17 protein-coding genes are annotated in these 15,712 nt (G+C 57.0%); 10 read left to right on the forward strand and 7 right to left on the reverse strand.

Features of this window, described 5'->3' with window-relative positions; translation table 11 throughout:
- Positions 1-136: 136 nt before the first annotated feature.
- From ACUTQ5_RS02065 to modE, 3 genes are all read right to left on the reverse strand, one after another.
- Positions 137-709 (reverse strand): cysteine hydrolase family protein, encoded by a 573-nt coding sequence (locus ACUTQ5_RS02065; RefSeq protein WP_445649858.1) that lies wholly within the window; start codon positions 707-709, stop codon positions 137-139.
- A 118-nt stretch (positions 710-827) separates the two neighbouring features.
- Entirely contained in the window at positions 828-2,300 is a 1,473-nt protein-coding gene (gene modF, locus ACUTQ5_RS02070) for a molybdate ABC transporter ATP-binding protein ModF (RefSeq protein WP_445649859.1), read from the reverse strand.
- 90 nt (positions 2,301-2,390) lie between these two features.
- Complete coding sequence (gene modE / locus ACUTQ5_RS02075; RefSeq protein WP_445649860.1) at positions 2,391-3,182, reverse strand: molybdenum-dependent transcriptional regulator; 792 nt, start codon at positions 3,180-3,182, stop codon at positions 2,391-2,393.
- Between the two features lie 189 nt (positions 3,183-3,371).
- Here modE and ACUTQ5_RS02080 point away from each other — a divergent pair, with 189 nt between their 5' ends.
- The 4 genes from ACUTQ5_RS02080 to modC all read left to right on the forward strand — a co-directional run bounded on the left by ACUTQ5_RS02080 (position 3,372) and on the right by modC (position 6,325).
- Positions 3,372-3,515 (forward strand): AcrZ family multidrug efflux pump-associated protein, encoded by a 144-nt coding sequence (locus ACUTQ5_RS02080; RefSeq protein WP_445649861.1) that lies wholly within the window; start codon positions 3,372-3,374, stop codon positions 3,513-3,515.
- Positions 3,516-3,797: 282 nt separating this feature from the next.
- The gene (gene modA / locus ACUTQ5_RS02085) at positions 3,798-4,571 is read left to right on the forward strand and encodes a molybdate ABC transporter substrate-binding protein (RefSeq protein WP_445649862.1); all 774 of its coding nucleotides are present in this window, start codon (positions 3,798-3,800) and stop codon (positions 4,569-4,571) included.
- On the forward strand, positions 4,568-5,257 hold the full coding sequence (modB, locus tag ACUTQ5_RS02090) for a molybdate ABC transporter permease subunit (RefSeq protein WP_445649863.1): 690 nt from the start codon (positions 4,568-4,570) through the stop codon (positions 5,255-5,257). Before modA ends, modB begins: the two co-directional genes overlap by 4 nt.
- A complete protein-coding gene (gene modC / locus ACUTQ5_RS02095; RefSeq protein ID WP_445649864.1) occupies positions 5,258-6,325 on the forward strand; it encodes a molybdenum ABC transporter ATP-binding protein ModC in 1,068 nt (355 codons plus the stop codon). It abuts the gene before it with no gap.
- 32 nt (positions 6,326-6,357) lie between these two features.
- On the opposite strand, the gene ACUTQ5_RS02100 is transcribed toward modC, so the two are convergent.
- Positions 6,358-7,182 (reverse strand): pyridoxal phosphatase, encoded by an 825-nt coding sequence (locus ACUTQ5_RS02100; protein WP_445649865.1) that lies wholly within the window; start codon positions 7,180-7,182, stop codon positions 6,358-6,360.
- A gap of 167 nt (positions 7,183-7,349) precedes the next feature.
- On the opposite strand from ACUTQ5_RS02100, the gene pgl reads away from it, so the two are divergent.
- On the forward strand, positions 7,350-8,345 hold the full coding sequence (gene pgl / locus ACUTQ5_RS02105; protein WP_445649866.1) for a 6-phosphogluconolactonase: 996 nt from the start codon (positions 7,350-7,352) through the stop codon (positions 8,343-8,345).
- 42 nt (positions 8,346-8,387) lie between these two features.
- Here the strand turns inward: pgl and ACUTQ5_RS02110 are convergent, their stop codons facing one another.
- Positions 8,388-8,870, reverse strand: a complete 483-nt coding sequence (locus ACUTQ5_RS02110; protein WP_445649867.1) for a kinase inhibitor — start codon at positions 8,868-8,870, stop codon at positions 8,388-8,390.
- Between the two features lie 167 nt (positions 8,871-9,037).
- On the opposite strand from ACUTQ5_RS02110, the gene ACUTQ5_RS02115 reads away from it, so the two are divergent.
- Positions 9,038-9,439 (forward strand): YkvA family protein, encoded by a 402-nt coding sequence (locus ACUTQ5_RS02115; protein WP_445649868.1) that lies wholly within the window; start codon positions 9,038-9,040, stop codon positions 9,437-9,439.
- A gap of 4 nt (positions 9,440-9,443) precedes the next feature.
- Here the strand turns inward: ACUTQ5_RS02115 and bioA are convergent, their stop codons facing one another.
- Complete coding sequence (bioA, locus tag ACUTQ5_RS02120; RefSeq protein ID WP_445649869.1) at positions 9,444-10,718, reverse strand: adenosylmethionine--8-amino-7-oxononanoate transaminase; 1,275 nt, start codon at positions 10,716-10,718, stop codon at positions 9,444-9,446.
- A gap of 90 nt (positions 10,719-10,808) precedes the next feature.
- Here bioA and bioB point away from each other — a divergent pair, with 90 nt between their 5' ends.
- The 4 genes from bioB to bioD are packed head-to-tail and all read left to right on the forward strand — an operon-like array spanning position 10,809 to position 14,415.
- Entirely contained in the window at positions 10,809-11,846 is a 1,038-nt protein-coding gene (gene bioB / locus ACUTQ5_RS02125) for a biotin synthase BioB (protein WP_445649870.1), read from the forward strand.
- On the forward strand, positions 11,846-12,997 hold the full coding sequence (gene bioF / locus ACUTQ5_RS02130) for an 8-amino-7-oxononanoate synthase (protein ID WP_445649871.1): 1,152 nt from the start codon (positions 11,846-11,848) through the stop codon (positions 12,995-12,997). The genes bioB and bioF overlap by 1 nt, the downstream gene beginning before the upstream one ends.
- The gene (bioC, locus tag ACUTQ5_RS02135; RefSeq protein WP_445649872.1) at positions 12,981-13,748 is read left to right on the forward strand and encodes a malonyl-ACP O-methyltransferase BioC; all 768 of its coding nucleotides are present in this window, start codon (positions 12,981-12,983) and stop codon (positions 13,746-13,748) included. The genes bioF and bioC overlap by 17 nt, the downstream gene beginning before the upstream one ends.
- A complete protein-coding gene (gene bioD / locus ACUTQ5_RS02140) occupies positions 13,741-14,415 on the forward strand; it encodes a dethiobiotin synthase (protein WP_445649873.1) in 675 nt (224 codons plus the stop codon). Before bioC ends, bioD begins: the two co-directional genes overlap by 8 nt.
- A gap of 37 nt (positions 14,416-14,452) precedes the next feature.
- On the opposite strand, the gene ACUTQ5_RS02145 is transcribed toward bioD, so the two are convergent.
- On the reverse strand, positions 14,453-15,163 hold the full coding sequence (locus ACUTQ5_RS02145; RefSeq protein WP_261107629.1) for an ATP-binding cassette domain-containing protein: 711 nt from the start codon (positions 15,161-15,163) through the stop codon (positions 14,453-14,455).
- Positions 15,164-15,712 lie beyond the last annotated feature (549 nt).

Raw genomic sequence — 15,712 nt, forward strand, 5'->3', positions numbered from 1 at the left:
AGGTTTGGTGGGCCAAATAAGCAACTCGTAACACAGGTGCGCGTTCAAATGGCCCCAGCCCTTCGGGTCTGCGACGGCGCCACGCACAAGGGGGAGATACAACCTGGTGGGCTGGGCAGTGGGTCAAATAGTGCGTTCAGCCCTTCATCCAGGCCGATGAACGAGTGATTTCCGCCAGATTTTGCAGAATATCCAGACTCTGCTGGTGCATCTCCAGAGTCGGTGCGGCGCACAAGTCCTGCAAGATGCTGACCTGAAAACCCGCGTCGTGCGCCTGCCTGGCGGTACTCTCTATTGCCAGCGGGGTACTGACGCCGCCCAGCAACAAATGATGGCAGTGATGCTGCAGCAGCCAGGCTAACAAATTGTTACCGGCAAAGGCGCAAACTCCGTTCTTTTCGAACTGAAAATCTGCCGGTAAGACCTGCAAATCCTTATCCCACTGGCAACCCGGGTTGCTTAAACGCAGCGCACCGATCTGTTTTAGGTGGTTGAACAGCGGAGAGTGGGCGGGAATATCGTGATAGTCATCGGCAAAGCCGATGCGCACCCAAATCACCGGAATTTTTCGTACCCGAGCGTAAGCCGCCGCGGCATTGGTGTTGGCGATCAGATTTTGCGCGATCGCCTGTTCACGGCAATGATTTGCACGTCCTTTGGGGCCAATCAGATCGTCGATAAGATCGATAATAATCAGTGCGGCGGACATAGTGTCTCCAGAAACGAATCCTTTCCCCTTATGATAAAAGGCCAAATGTGATGTGTTACCGGGGAAGTGTTGCCGGATATGTCGTCGGATGAGTGGTAAAGCCACCCATCCGGATTTTTCAGATTAGTGTATCGCGTTGGTAGCGGTAGCCGTCGCCGTCAGGCACAAAGCTCAGGCGGTGGGTAATACTCTGTGGCGCGTCCTCTGCATGGTGCGAAACAAACAACAGCTGGGTTGCGCCCTGGCCGATCAACACGTCGACAAAACGGCGCACCAACTGGCGATTGAGCGGATCCAACCCCTGTAGCGGTTCGTCGAGTATCAGCAGCGCCGGGTGCTTGACCAGCGCGCGGGCAATCAATGCTAACCGCTGCTGGCCCCAGGACAGGCTGTGGAACGGGACTTCACTCTTTGAGCCGCCCAGTCCCAGCAGTGCCAACCATTGGTCGGCCAATTGCCGCTGGCGATCGGACACTGCCTGATAAATGCCAATCGAATCGAAGAAACCGGACAGGATGACGGTACGCACGCTGGCGCTGACGCGGTAGTCCAGGTGCAGGCTGCTGCTGACGTAGCCGATATGGCGTTTGATATCCCAGATGGTTTCCCCGCTGCCGCGACGGCGGCCGAACAGGGTGAGATCGTTACTGTATCCTTGAGGATGATCGCCGGTGATCAGGCTGAGCAGGGTGGATTTACCGGCGCCGTTCGGGCCGACGATCTGCCAGTGCTCACCGGGGTTAACCTGCCAGTCGAGATGATTGAGGATCTGTTGATCGTTATAGCTGACCACGCCATCGCGCAGGGTGATTAATGGTTGGTCTGCTGGCAGCGTGGTTTTTTGCGCCGGATCCTCGGTTTCCGGCAGCGACAGGCCATCCAGGTTTTCACTGTGTGCCAGTTGAGCGACCAGTGCGTCTGCCATCACCTGCTGCCGCGTTCCCTGGCTTGCCAAAGTACAGTCTGCCAAGACGCCCACCTGACGGATAAAACCCGGTACTTCGTCAAAACGGTTGAGTACCAGCACCAGGGTATAGCCATGCCCCGAAAGGTCGCTCAATAGCGCCGCCAATTGCGCACGCGAATTGACATCCAGCCCGTCAAAAGGCTCATCAAGGATCAGCAGGTCGGGTTGCGGCATCAGCGCCCGACACAGCAAGGTTTTGCGGGTTTCGCCGGTAGAAAGATATTTGAAGCGGCGTGACAGCAGCGGGGTAATACCGAACTGTTCGGCCAACTGCGCGCAGCGGGCTGGGTCCTTGAGTTCTTCCTGAATGATTTCCGCCACGGTGCGGCCGGTATCTTCTTCGCCAGGGCTAAGCAGGTCGGTGTTGTTGCGTTGCCATTCGTCGCTGACCAGTTTTTGCAACTGCTCGAAAGATATACGCACCGCATGGCGGAAATCGCTGCGCCGCTCGCCGCTCAATAACACCAGCTCATCGGCCAGTGCGCGAGCCAGGGCTGATTTACCGCTGCCGTTGGCGCCGACAAAGGCCCAGCTGTCGCCAGCCTGAATATCCAGCGTATCCAGCGTCAGGGTGCGGGTATCGCTTAAGCGGAATGAACCTTGCGAAATGTGCAACGACGACATCACCTGTTCCTTTTTATGCAATTATTTTGTTTAGAAATAGGCGCATTGCGGGGTGATGTCAATCGGCAAAAATGCAACGTTACGTTGCGTTTAACACAACGTGGCGACAATCACCCGATCGGCGTTAAACAAGGCGTATACCGCGCTGCCGGGCTGCAGTTTAAGCTGCTGTAACTCCGGGGTGGTCAGGGTGGAGCACAGGATTTCGCCCCCGGTTAGCCTGACCAAAACTTCGCTGTGATCGGCACCTGGCTGGATACTGGCCACCATGCCTGACAGTGAGTTGTCTGCCGCGCCGGCCAGTGCCGGATCGGTGCTCAGCTTTACCCACGGCGCTTTAATCAGCGCCAGCACTTCCTTGCCGGGCGAGAGCTGCAGCCGATCGGCGCTTTGTTGGGTAATGGCTGCGCTGAGGCGGGTTTTGCCGTCATTAAGTAAAATATCCAGATGTTGCTGCACTTGCTGATGGTCGCGTTCGATCACCGTACCGAAAAATTGGTTGCGCGCGCTGGTTTGCAGCGAAAAACGTGAGATGGCCGCCAGCAGGCTGTCGAGAGGCAGGTTGTCTTGCTGCAGTACGTCGAAGGCTTTTTGCTGAATCTGCCCCAGCAGATCGTAAAGCTGGATCAGCCGCTCACCATAATGGGTTACCTGGGCACCGCCGCCGCCTTTGCCGCCGGTAGCGCGTTCCACCACTGTCTGCTCTGCCAATTGGTTCATTTCGTTAATCGCGTCCCAGGCACTCTTATAGCTGATGCCTGCCAATTTAGCCCCCTGACTGATGGAGCCGGTGTGTCGGACCTGCTTAAGCAGCGCGATACGGCGCGGATCGGCGAACAGTTTTTGCTGGAGTTTTAGAGTAAGAAGAATTTCGGCCTGCATAACACGTCCTGTCGGCTGCAAAAGGGTTATTGTCGCTGATTTGTGGGCAAAGCGCCAAATGGCACGTTTGGCCGGTTACAAATTTCGCCCTGTCTTTAAAATAACCACGTTTTAGTGTGTATTTTGGTTTAAAGTAAAACACAGATAGCGGTGTTAATTACCGCTCAATGGCAGTTAAGTGAGGCTATCATGATGGATTTATTGATAAGTTTGCTGTTTGCCGTAGTGATGGTGCCAATTGTCATGGCCATCATTCTCGGTTTGATCTACGGTTTGGGCGAGGTGTTCAACGTCTTCTCCAAAGCGGGCCATGCTAAAGAGAACCGCACCTAGTACCACCTCTCTTCTATACTCTATAGCTTTCAAGTTGCAGCTAGGCGGCCAGCTTGCCCATCTCCAGGCACTTACTCGAGATCGTGCCTGGGGTGAGCAAGTGCAGATAACAACGCTGCAGCTTGAAAGATGACGGGTATATACCCGCCGGCGTGGTTCGGCGGGTATTTCTCAAGTTATCTCCCACTGTGCCGATAAACCGCATGACAAGCTTCTGTGCGACGTTATATTATTTTTTATATAACGAAGGGTGATAATGCACGTTAACTTGCGGAGAAAACAATGAAACAGCAATGGACCAAGTGGGTCGGCGGTATCGTATTGATGTCCGGTATGGTTATGCAGGCTTCTGCGGCGGAAAAAGTGACCGTTTTTGCAGCGGCGTCGTTGACTAACGCCTTGCAGGACATCGCAACGGAGTACCAGAAGGGCAAGGATGTTCAGGTCGTCTCCTCATTCGCTTCTTCTTCCACGCTGGCACGCCAGATAGAGCAGGGCGCTCCGGCCGATTTGTTCATCTCCGCCGATCAGCAGTGGATGGATTATGCCATCGACAAACAGCAGATGGTCAAAGACACCCGCTATACCTTACTGGGTAACGAATTGGTGCTGATCGCTGCCAAAGATGCCAAACAGGCTAAAATTACGCTCGATAAGCAGACTGACTGGACGAAGCTGCTCAATGGTGGCCGCCTGTCGGTAGGCGACCCGGATCACGTACCGGCCGGTATCTATGCCAAGGAAGCACTGCAAAATCTGGGGGCCTGGACTGCCCTGGAGCCTAAACTGGCACGTGCCAACAACGTACGCAGTGCCATGACGTTGGTGGAGCGTGGTGAAGCGCCGCTGGGCATTGTTTATGGCTCAGACGCGGTAGCCAGTGATAAAGTCAGCGTAGTGGCCATCTTCCCGGAAGACAGTCACAAACCGGTTGAATACCCGATGGCCATCGTGAAAGGTCATCAAACACCGGCCGCCAGCGCGTTCTACAGCTACCTGAAGAGCCCGGAAGCGGCGGCTATTTTCAAACATTATGGATTCTCCCCGCGTAAATGATTTTGAGTGAGTACGAGTGGCAGGCGGTTGAGCTGAGCCTGAAAGTGTCCTCCGTTGCAGTGGTGTTCAGTTTACCTTTTGGCATTCTGATGGCCTGGGTGTTGGTCCGCTGTCAGTTTCCCGGCAAGTCGCTCCTGGACGGTATTATTCACCTGCCGCTGGTGCTGCCGCCGGTGGTGGTGGGCTATTTATTGCTGATCTCCATGGGGCGGCGCGGGGTGGTCGGTGAATGGCTGTACCACTTGTTCGGTTTCAGTTTCAGCTTTAGCTGGCGCGGTGCCGCACTGGCTTCCGCAGTGATGGCGTTTCCGTTGATGGTACGCGCCATCCGGCTGGCGCTGGAGGCGGTAGATACTCGTCTGGAACAGGCGGCCCGTAGTCTTGGTGCCAACCCATGGCGGGTATTTTTTACCATTACCTTGCCGCTCTCGCTACCGGGATTGATCGTTGGCGTAGTGCTGGGTTTTGCCCGTTCGCTGGGTGAGTTCGGCGCTACCATTACCTTTGTTTCCAATATTCCCGGCGAGACGCGTACCATCCCGTCGGCAATGTATACCCTGATTGAAACGCCGGGGGCGGAATCTGCCGCCGCACGCCTGTGCGTGATTGCCATTGTGCTGTCACTGGTTTCACTGATGGTTTCCGAGTGGCTGGCCCGCTGGGGACGCAAACGGATGGGTGTATAAATGCTGGAGCTGGATTTTTCCCAACGCCTTGGCGATCTGAACCTCAACGTGCGCGCCGAGCTGCCTGCTCAGGGCATTACCGCGATTTTTGGCCTGTCCGGCGCCGGTAAAACCTCACTAATCAATGCCATCGGTGGCCTGACCCGCTTACAGCAGGGGCGTATCGTGCTCAATGGCCGCACGCTGGTGGATACCGAGCGTGGCCTGTGCCTGCCGCCGGAAAAACGCCGCATTGGCTACGTGTTTCAGGACGCGCGTCTTTTCCCGCATTACCGGGTGCGCGGCAACCTGCAATACGGTATGGCGGCCGGTATGCGCGCGCAGTTCGACAGTATTGTCGAGCTGCTGGGCATCGGTCCGTTGCTTAATCGTCTACCGTTGACGCTGTCTGGCGGTGAAAAACAGCGGGTGGCGATTGGTCGCGCCTTGCTGACCGCGCCGGAGTTGCTGTTAATGGACGAGCCGCTGGCCTCGCTAGACATGCCACGCAAGCGCGAACTGTTGCCCTATCTGGAACGCTTGGCGCAGGACGTTAATATCCCCATTCTCTACGTCAGCCACAGCATGGACGAAATTCTGCGCCTGGCGGAACAGGTGGTGGTGCTCGATAGCGGCCAGGTGAGAGCGTTCGGCGGGCTGGAAGAAGTGTGGGCCAGCAGCGCATTGCGGCCCTGGTTGCAGCGAGAGGATCAGAGCAGCGTGTTACGCGTCAGCGTGATTGAACATCACACGCGTTATGCGATGACGGCGCTGGCACTGGGTGATCAACGTTTGTGGGTCAGCGGTGTCGACGCCGCCCTGGGTGCCCAACTGCGTATCCGTATCAACGCCGCCGATGTTTCGCTGGCGTTGCAACCGCCGGTCAACAGCAGTATCCGCAACGTCTTGCCGGCCAGGGTGACCGAGTGCCTGGAGGTTGACGGGCAGGTGGAGGTGAAGCTGGCGGTAGGAGAAAGCGTACTGTGGGCGCGGATTACGCCGTGGGCGCGAGACGAACTGGCGATCCGGCCGGGGCAGTGGCTGTATGCGCAGGTGAAAAGCGTGTCGATCAGCCGCGAAGCGCGTTGAATTCGGCCCTCCCGGTGGGGAGGGCAATGGCATTACTGACCCAAGACGCGAGTGCGGATGACTTCGGCAATGCCTGGCTGCAGGTGATCGGCAATCACCAGATCGGCACGTTGTTTGATGGCGTCATCGGCATTGCCCATCGCGACGCCCAGGCCTACCGCTTCCAGCATGCTGAGATCGTTGTAGTTATCCCCGAAGGCCACCACCTGGCTCATGCTTAAACCCTGCGACTCTACCCATTGCTGCAGGCGTTTTCCTTTGCTGTTACCGCCTTTGGCAATATCGACCTGATCGTGCCACGACCATTCGCAGGCCAGCCCCAGCTCTTTTTCTACCGTTTCGGCAAAGCTACGCAGCGCAGGAATATCGGCGTGCGAGGTGGCGAACTTCCAGATCGACTGCGCATCATCGGCCGCCTGAACCAGGCTGTTAACCTGCAACAGCGTTGGGCGTTGCGCCGGTGGCAGGGTTTCGGCCCAGGCCAATGAACGGATGACGTGACCGCTCGGCTCCTGATACAGCATGGCGTCGTCTACGTACATCAGGCCATGAATGTCGCTTTGTTTCAGCATCTGCAACACCAGCTTGGCCTGATCTTTTTCCAGCGGATCGGCCGCCAGCACTTTTTTCTGCTGGAAGTCATACAAATAGGTGCCGTTACAGCAGATTGCCGGAGTGTCTATCTCCAGCGCCTGATAGAACGGGTGGATCGCCACATGATGGCGACCGGTGACTACCACTACCTTGATGCCGGCGGCGCGCGCCTGGGCCAGGGCTGCCAGCGACTGCGGTAAAATGCGTTTTTGGTTGTCCAGCAAGGTGCCATCCAGATCGAGGGCAATGACGCGGTAGCTCATAGGGATCTCATTATCGTTAGCAACAAAATTAAACCGATAGTACACCGGATAAGCGACGGATAAAACCGCACAGATTTCATCTGCAACGCGTCACGGATGTGAGGTAAGCTAGGGGAAACCGAAAAACCTGAAACCGGTTTCTCTTTTACCCTGTTCAAGGAGAATACATGAAGCAAATCGTTTATGTCGCCAGCCCGGAAAGCCAACAAATTCACGTGTGGCAGTTAAGCGACGCGGGTGCGTTAGAGCTGCTGCAAACCGTCGAGGCCCCGGGCCAGGTGCAACCGATGGCGATCCACCCGGACAGAACGCATCTGTACGTGGGTGTGCGCCCGGCTTTCGGTATTGTCAGCTATCGCATTGAGTTGGACGGCAGATTGCAACAGGCCGGTATGGCTCCCTTGCCTGGCAGTCCGACCCATATTTCTACCGATTTGCAGGGGCGCTATCTGTTTTCCGCTTCTTACAGCGGCAACTGCGCCAGCGTCAGCCCTATCGGCCATGACGGCGTGGTGGTAGCGCCTATCCAGCAGATCGACGGTTTGACCGCTCCGCACTCGGCCAATATCGACCCGACCAATCAACTGTTGCTAGTCCCCTGTCTGAAAGAAGATCGCATCCGCCTGTTTAATCTGGACTTGCAAGGCGAACTGACGCCACACAGCCAGGAAGCGGTGGCGACTGCCAGTGGTGCCGGCCCACGTCATATGGCATTCCACCATAACGACAAATATGCGTACTGCGTCAATGAGTTGGATGGAACGGTAGACGTGCTTGCCATCAGCGAAAACGGCGGCAAATATACTCTGGTGCAAACGCTGGATATCATGCCGGCTGATTTCAATGGCACCCGCTGGGCGGCGGATATTCATATCACGCCGAACGGCCGCTACCTGTACACCAGTGACCGCACCGCGAGTATCCTGACTATTTTCAGCGTGTCCGAAGATGGCAGCACCTTATCGGTGGTGGGTTATCATCCGACCGAAGAGCAGCCGCGCGGCTTCAATATCGACCACAGTGGTCGCTTCCTGATTTCATCCGGCCAGAAGTCCGGTCATATTGGGGTGTATGAGATTGATCAGGCCAGCGGCAAGCTGACCACATTGGCACGGTACCCGGTAGGCAAGGGCCCGATGTGGGTAAGTATTTTGGCTAAGTAAAACTTGGGGGCGAAGACATTCGCCCCTTTTTTTGCCAAAAAATCAGCTGTATTTCACCGTCAGCGTAGCGCTGCCGAGGCTATGGAAGTGCACGTTAAAACCAACCAGTGCGCCGCTGGAGCCTTCATCCACCTCAATGCTCTCTACGTCCAGCGCATGCACGGTGAAGTGATAGCGGTGACTTTCGCCCTGCGGTGGGGCCGCGCCGCCGTAACCGGCAGAACCAAAGTCGGTGCGGGTCTCAATAGCACCGGCCGGTAAACCGCCTTTGCCGGAGCCTGCACCGGCCGGCAGTTCACGCGTTGCCGCCGGGATATTGGCCACCACCCAGTGCCACCAGCCGGAGCCGGTTGGGGCATCGGGATCGTATACCGAAATCACGAAACTCTTGGTGCCTTCCGGCACGCCATCCCAGGCCAGATGGGGTGACAGATTATTACCGTGATAGCCCATGCCGTTAAACACCTGACGCTCCGGCATTTTTGCGCCGTCCTGCAACTCATTGCTGTACAAACGAAAAGTCATGGTGATTCCCTGTTGTCGGTAAAAGCAGAGCCCCTAAGCTAGACTGTTTTGCCGGAACAACACAAGCTGCATTGTATCTCGCCAGTAGCCTGATCTATGAGTTACCATAATTAACTGCGAAGCTACATTCGCGATAATTATCATTCACAGTTCGATATAAAGTAATCATGATTTCATTCAAAAAACGCACGCCGTGGTTTGGCTGGCTGCGCCGGTGGGCCAGGGGTGTCAAGCGCGACATTTATGCATTGTGGCTGGCTGCTCGCGACCGGCGCACACCCTGGTATGCCAAATTGGTCGCTCTGCTGGTTGCGGGTTATGCGGTATCGCCGATAGATTTGATCCCGGATTTTGTTCCGGTATTGGGCTATCTGGACGATGTGATTATCGTGCCGCTGGGCATTATGCTGGCGGTGTGGCTGATCCCCAAACCGTTGATGGTGGAGTTTCGCGAGAAAGCACAACGACGCATTGATAATCCAACCGGCCGGATGGCGGCGGCGATGATTATTTTGCTGTGGGTGGGATGCCTGGTGTGGCTGGCCCGTTATCTGGACCAGCATTGGTAAGCTATTACTCTACCGCGGCCGTTACGGCGGCGGTCAAACGGCTGAGCTGCTCGGCTTCAATGATGTACGGCGGCATTAAATAAATCAGTTTGCTGAAGGGCCGGATCCACACGCCGCGCTCGACAAAACCACGCTGTAGTTGCGCCACATCTACCGGCTCGCGCATTTCGACTACGCCGATCGCCCCTAACACCCGCACATCAGCCACCTTTGGCAGTGCCTTCAGCGGCAACAGTTGCTGTTTCAACTGGCTTTCGATAGCGGCGACCTGCTGTTGCCAGCGGTTTTCTGCCAACAGCGACAGGCTGGCGTTGGCCACCGCGCAGGCCAACGGGTTGCCCATAAAGGTAGGCCCATGCATAAAGCAACCGGCGGCACCGTTGCTGATGGTTTCCGCCACGTGGCGCGTGGTCAGGGTAGCAGACAGCGTCATATAACCGCCGGTCAGCGCCTTGCCCAGGCACAGAATATCCGGCACCACGTCGGCATGTTCACAGGCAAAAAGCTTGCCGGTGCGACCAAAGCCGGTGGCAATTTCATCGGCAATCAGCAGCACCTGATGACGATCGCAGAGTTCACGCACCCGCTTGAGATAGGTCGGGTGGTAAATGCGCATGCCGCCCGCCCCCTGAACCAACGGTTCGAGGATCACCGCCGCCACTTCCCCGGCATGCTGTTCCAGCAGCGCGGCGAACGGCGCGACATCGCTTTCATCCCAGGCCTGCTCGAAACCGCACTGCGGCGCGGTAGCGAACAGGTGCGGTGCCAGGTAACCCTGATACAGGCTATGCATCGAGTTGTCCGGGTCGCACACTGACATGGCACCGAAGGTATCACCGTGATAGCCGTGCCGCAGGGTCAGGATCCGTTGCCGCCGCTCCCCGCGTGCCTGCCAGTATTGCAGCGCCATCTTCAGCGACACCTCTACAGCCACGGAGCCGGAATCTGCCAGGAATACGCATTGCAGCGCCTCCGGTGTCATCGCTATCAGTTTACGGCACAGAGCGATGGCGGCGGGATGGGTAATGCCCCCAAACATCACGTGCGACATCTTTTCCAACTGTTGAGTGGCGGCCTGGTTCAGTTGCGGGTGGTTATAACCGTGAATGGCCGCCCACCAGGAGGACATGCCGTCAATCAGACGCCGACCATCGGCCAGTTGTAATTCAACCCCGCAGGCGGCTTCTACCGGGTAGCAGGGCAACGGGTGGCTCATGGAAGTGTATGGGTGCCAGATATGGCGCTGATCGAATTCAAGGTCAGAGGCAGTGATAGACATAATTGTAAACCAAATCATATTCGTAATGGTTGACAGTATATCCACAATATCTAAACTGACGACACTTTTTTCATTTTTGGAGACGCCGTGATGGCCGATCGCATTCACTGGACGGTGGGTCTTGCCCAGACCCTGTTTGATAAACCTTTGCTTGAACTGTTGTTTGAAGCCCAGACGGTTCACCGCCGCCACTTTGACCCGCGTCAGGTGCAGGTGAGCACGCTGTTATCAATCAAAACCGGCGCATGCCCGGAAGACTGCAAGTACTGCCCGCAAAGTTCGCGCTATAAAACCGGCCTGGAGTCGGAGCGACTGATGCAGGTGGAGCAGGTGCTGGAGTCGGCGCGTAAGGCCAAGGCGAATGGATCGACCCGTTTCTGCATGGGGGCGGCGTGGAAAAACCCGCACGAGCGCGATATGCCTTACCTGCAGCAGATGGTGCAAGGGGTGAAGGCGATGGGCATGGAAACCTGCATGACGCTGGGCACGCTTGATGGCACGCAGGCGGAACGGCTGGCGGATGCCGGGCTGGATTACTACAACCACAACCTGGATACTTCGCCGGAATTCTACGGCAACATCATCACCACCCGTAGCTATCAGGAGCGTCTGGATACCCTGGGTAAGGTGCGCGGAGCGGGCATTAAAGTCTGTTCCGGCGGCATTGTCGGGCTGGGTGAAACGGTGCGTGACCGCGCCGGGCTGCTGGTGCAGTTGGCCAATCTGCCGACGCCGCCGGAGAGCGTACCGATCAACATGCTGGTGAAGGTCAAAGGCACGCCGCTGGCAGATAACGAAGACGTCGATCCCTTTGATTTCATCCGCACCATTGCGGTGGCACGCATCATGATGCCGGCTTCTTACGTGCGCCTGTCCGCCGGCCGTGAGCAGATGAACGAGCAAACTCAGGCGATGTGCTTTATGGCCGGTGCCAACTCCATCTTCTATGGCTGCAAACTGCTGACTACGCCAAACCCGGAAGAAGACAAAGATCTGCAACTGTTCCGCAAACTGGGCCTGAACCCGCAGCAGACCGAAACCGAACACGGCGACAACCAGCAGCAACAGGCGCTGGCTGCGCAGTTGATGCAGGCGGATACCGCTGAGTTTTACAACGCGGCACTGTAATGAGCTGGCAACAACGCATTGAACAAGCGCTGGAGGAGCGGCAGCAGAGCGCCGCTTACCGCCGTCGCCAGGTGAATCAGGGCGGCAATGGTCGCCATATTCAGCTTAATGGCGAGCAGTACCTGAATTTTTCCGGCAATGACTACTTGGGCCTGAGTCAGAATGCCCAGGTGATTGCGGCCTGGCAGCAGGGCGCGCAGCAGTACGGTGTCGGTAGTGGTGGCTCTGGCCATGTTACCGGTTTTTCTACGGCACATCAGGTGCTGGAACAGCAACTGGCAGACTGGCTTGGCTACCCGCGTGCATTACTGTTTATCTCTGGCTATGCCGCCAACCAGGCGCTGCTGGCGGCCCTGATGCAGGCAGAGGATCGCATTTTAGCCGATCGACTCAGCCATGCTTCTTTGCTGGAGGCCGCAGCTCACTCACCGGCCCAACTGCGTCGTTTTCGTCATAATCAGCCACAGGCGCTGGCTGATTTACTGGCCAAACCCTGCGACGGCCAAATGTTGGCGGTGACCGAAGGGGTGTTCAGCATGGACGGTGACAGTGCGCCACTGGCGGAGCTGCACCGTTTGACCCGCGCGGCGGGTGCCTGGTTGATGGTTGATGACGCGCACGGCATTGGCGTGCACGGTGAGCAGGGGCGCGGCAGTTGCTGGCAGCAGGGCGTCCGGCCTGAACTGTTGGTGGTTACTTTTGGCAAAGCTTTTGGCCTCAGCGGCGCGGCGGTACTGTGCGATGAATCCCTCGCTGAATATTTGCTGCAGTTTGCCCGCCATTTGATTTACAGCACCGCGATGCCACCGGCGCAGGCCTGTGCATTGCAGGCGGCGTTGCATTGCATCCGGCAGGGCGATGAATTGCGCGCCCGACTGCAGGATAACATTCAGCGTTTCCGCCAGGGGGCGGCCCAGTTGTCGCTGACCCTGACGGAGTCGGTTACCGCCATTCAACCTTTGCTGGTGGGCGATAACCAACGAGCTCTTGATCTGGCGCAAAGCCTGCGCGAACAGGGCCTGTGGGTGAGCGCTATCCGCCCGCCAACGGTGCCGCCGGGCGGTGCGCGCTTGCGTATTACCCTGACGGCGACGCATCAGCCGCAGGATATCGATCGTCTGCTGGAGGTATTGCATGATGTCAGCGTATGAATCAGTCAATAAGCAGGCGGTGGCCTCGGCCTTCAGCCGTGCCGCGAGCAGCTATGACGCGGCTGCGGTACTGCAGCGGGATGTTGGTGAGCGCTTGCTGGGGATCGGATTGGAGCACCCTGGCGCGCAACTGCTGGATGCGGGCTGTGGTACTGGTCACTTTAGCCGCTGCTGGCGTGAACTTGGCAAACAGGTTACTGCACTGGATCTGGCACCGGGCATGCTGGCATTTGCCCGTCAGCAGCAGGCGGCGGATCATTATCTGCTGGGGGATATTGAGAATGTGCCCTTGCCCGACGCCGCCGTGGATATCAGCTTCAGCAGCCTGGTGGTGCAATGGTGCAGCGACCTGCCGCGAGCGCTGTCGGAGCTATATCGGGTCACCCGGCCCGGCGGGGTGATCCTGTTTTCTACGTTGGCACAAGGATCGCTGGGCGAACTGGGCGACGCCTGGCAGCAGGTGGACGGCGAGCGTCATGTGAATGATTTTCTGCCGCTGACGCAGATTAGCGCCGCCTGCGCCGACTACCGTCACCAGTTGGAAGTGGAGTGGCAAACTCTGAATTACCCGGATGTGATGGCGCTGATGCGATCGCTCAAGGGGATTGGGGCGACCCATTTGCACCAAGGGCGTGATGCCGGGCTGCTGTCACGCCGACGGCTTGCGGCCTTGCAGGCGGCTTACCCCCGCCAGCACGGGCAGTTTCCGCTCAGTTATCATTTGGTTTATGGAGTGATTTATCGTGATTAAGCGTTGGTTTGTCACCGGCACCGATACCGAAGTGGGTAAAACCGTGGCCAGCAGTGCCTTGTTGCAGGCCGCCAATCTGGCAGGCTACCGTACTGTAGGTTATAAACCGGTGGCTTCCGGCAGCGAGATGACCGCCGAAGGCTTGCGCAACGGCGATGCGCTGGCGCTCCAGGCTAACGGCTCGGTTGCGCTAAGTTACCAGGAGGTAAACCCTTACGTTTTCGCCGAACCGACTTCACCGCATATTGTCAGCGCCGATGAAGGGCTGCCGATAGAACTGGCCCAGCTTTCCGCCGGGCTACGCCATCTGGAGCAAAAGGCCGATTGGCTGCTGGTCGAAGGCGCCGGGGGGTGGTTTACGCCGCTTTCGGAACAGCATACTTTTGCCGACTGGGTACAGCAGGAGCAACTGCCGGTGATTTTGGTGGTGGGCATCAAGCTGGGTTGCATTAACCATGCGCTGCTGACTGCACAGGCTATCAAACAGGCGGGATTGTCGTTGGTTGGTTGGATCGCCAATGACGTCAGCCCTCCGGGCCGTCGCCATCAGGAATATCTGGCCACGCTGCGCCGTATGCTGCCCGCGCCTTTGCTCGGTGAAATCCCCCATCTGGCCGAACCCGAACGGCAGACTTTGGGGCACTATCTGGATTTAAGCGTTTTATAAATGAACGGGGGGAAGCATTGTCCCCCAGTTCACAGCCTCAAACTGCCAGATAGGCATTAATCAATTCCTCGTCCAACTGTTCCAGCGTGCCATCTGCTACGCTGCGTCCCTGATCCATCAGACAGAAACGGTCCGCCACCCGACGAACAAACGGCAGCTTGTGCTCCACCAGCAGGATGGTCATACCCAGCTCGCGGTTAAGCTTGCGGATCACGTTGCCGATATCGGCGGCGATCGTTGGCTGTACACCGCTGGTGGGTTCATCGAGGATCAACAACTCAGGCTCCAACACCAGGGCGCGACCAATCGCTAGTTGTTGTTGTTCGCCGTCACACAAATCCCCGGCTCTGCGGCTGCGCATCTCTCTCAGGTTGGGGAACAGGTGATAAATTAAAGGCGGAATGCGGCGGTTTTTATCGCGGCCGGCCATCAGCGCTACCTGCAGGTTTTCCTCTACGCTGAGCTGCGAAAAGATTTGCCGCCCTTGCGGCACATAGCTGATCCCTAGCGCGGTGCGGGTTTCCACCGGTTGTTGCAGCAGGTTTTGTGGTGGTTCATCCGCCAACTGCCAGGTCATGCTGCCACTGACCACCGGCAAATGGCCCATGATGCAGTTCACCAGCGTGGTCTTGCCCACGCCGTTACGACCGATCAGCACCGTGCACTGGCCGCGCGGCAACTCCAGATTGATGTCCCACAGGGTATGGGTTTGCCCGTAAAACTGATTCACTGACCTTAAACTCAACATCTGGCATTCTCCTCAAAGAATCGTATTCCACTCCTTACTACCGTTTTCGCAGTAGCGGTTTCTTTCCCGAGTGTTTTAATGTCCAGAATAAAGTGCTGAATGACTGCCTTTTACCAGGCAGTTTAAATTCGGGTAAAACAAGTGACACATAGGCAAAAATCGCAGTTATTTTCGGCTTGTCCCCGCTCTTTAGTCTTTATCGAGTAAAGAGCGGTTGTGTTACTCCCGTCGTGCCGCTAAATGACAGCGGATCATTCCGCCATTACGGCCCGGATATTTATCCCGAACGTACTTTTGCCGCCCAAAGGTAATGCAACCCTTGGGCCAACTTTATAAAACCGCGGAAAACAGGATTGTTATTGCCTTGTTAACGGTTTTGCGCGCCAGGGCAGGCATGGCGGACCAAGTGAAAATAGCGGGGAAAGTTAACGCGGACAATTTTTGCACTCTTCCAGTGCTGCGAAGAATGCTTATGGTGCAAACTATTTCGCCGGTTGCAGCAAGATGCATCAGGTGGCGGCAACAATGAGATAAATCCGTTTTTGGCAA

The sequence above is a fragment of the Serratia sp. NA_112.1 genome, assembly GCF_052691715.1.

Coding starts and splice junctions, on each gene's coding strand:
- pgl (WP_445649866.1), top strand. CDS start 7,350: ATGAAGCAAATCGTTTATGTCGCCAGCCCGGAAAGCCAACAAATTCAC.
- ACUTQ5_RS02110 (WP_445649867.1), bottom strand. CDS start 8,870: ATGACTTTTCGTTTGTACAGCAATGAGTTGCAGGACGGCGCAAAAATG.
- ACUTQ5_RS02115 (WP_445649868.1), top strand. CDS start 9,038: ATGATTTCATTCAAAAAACGCACGCCGTGGTTTGGCTGGCTGCGCCGG.
- modE (WP_445649860.1), bottom strand. CDS start 3,182: ATGCAGGCCGAAATTCTTCTTACTCTAAAACTCCAGCAAAAACTGTTC.
- ACUTQ5_RS02065 (WP_445649858.1), bottom strand. CDS start 709: ATGTCCGCCGCACTGATTATTATCGATCTTATCGACGATCTGATTGGC.
- modA (WP_445649862.1), top strand. CDS start 3,798: ATGAAACAGCAATGGACCAAGTGGGTCGGCGGTATCGTATTGATGTCC.
- modB (WP_445649863.1), top strand. CDS start 4,568: ATGATTTTGAGTGAGTACGAGTGGCAGGCGGTTGAGCTGAGCCTGAAA.
- ACUTQ5_RS02080 (WP_445649861.1), top strand. CDS start 3,372: ATGATGGATTTATTGATAAGTTTGCTGTTTGCCGTAGTGATGGTGCCA.
- modF (WP_445649859.1), bottom strand. CDS start 2,300: ATGTCGTCGTTGCACATTTCGCAAGGTTCATTCCGCTTAAGCGATACC.
- bioA (WP_445649869.1), bottom strand. CDS start 10,718: ATGTCTATCACTGCCTCTGACCTTGAATTCGATCAGCGCCATATCTGG.
- ACUTQ5_RS02100 (WP_445649865.1), bottom strand. CDS start 7,182: ATGAGCTACCGCGTCATTGCCCTCGATCTGGATGGCACCTTGCTGGAC.
- bioB (WP_445649870.1), top strand. CDS start 10,809: ATGGCCGATCGCATTCACTGGACGGTGGGTCTTGCCCAGACCCTGTTT.
- modC (WP_445649864.1), top strand. CDS start 5,258: ATGCTGGAGCTGGATTTTTCCCAACGCCTTGGCGATCTGAACCTCAAC.
- ACUTQ5_RS02145 (WP_261107629.1), bottom strand. CDS start 15,163: ATGTTGAGTTTAAGGTCAGTGAATCAGTTTTACGGGCAAACCCATACC.
- bioC (WP_445649872.1), top strand. CDS start 12,981: ATGATGTCAGCGTATGAATCAGTCAATAAGCAGGCGGTGGCCTCGGCC.
- bioF (WP_445649871.1), top strand. CDS start 11,846: ATGAGCTGGCAACAACGCATTGAACAAGCGCTGGAGGAGCGGCAGCAG.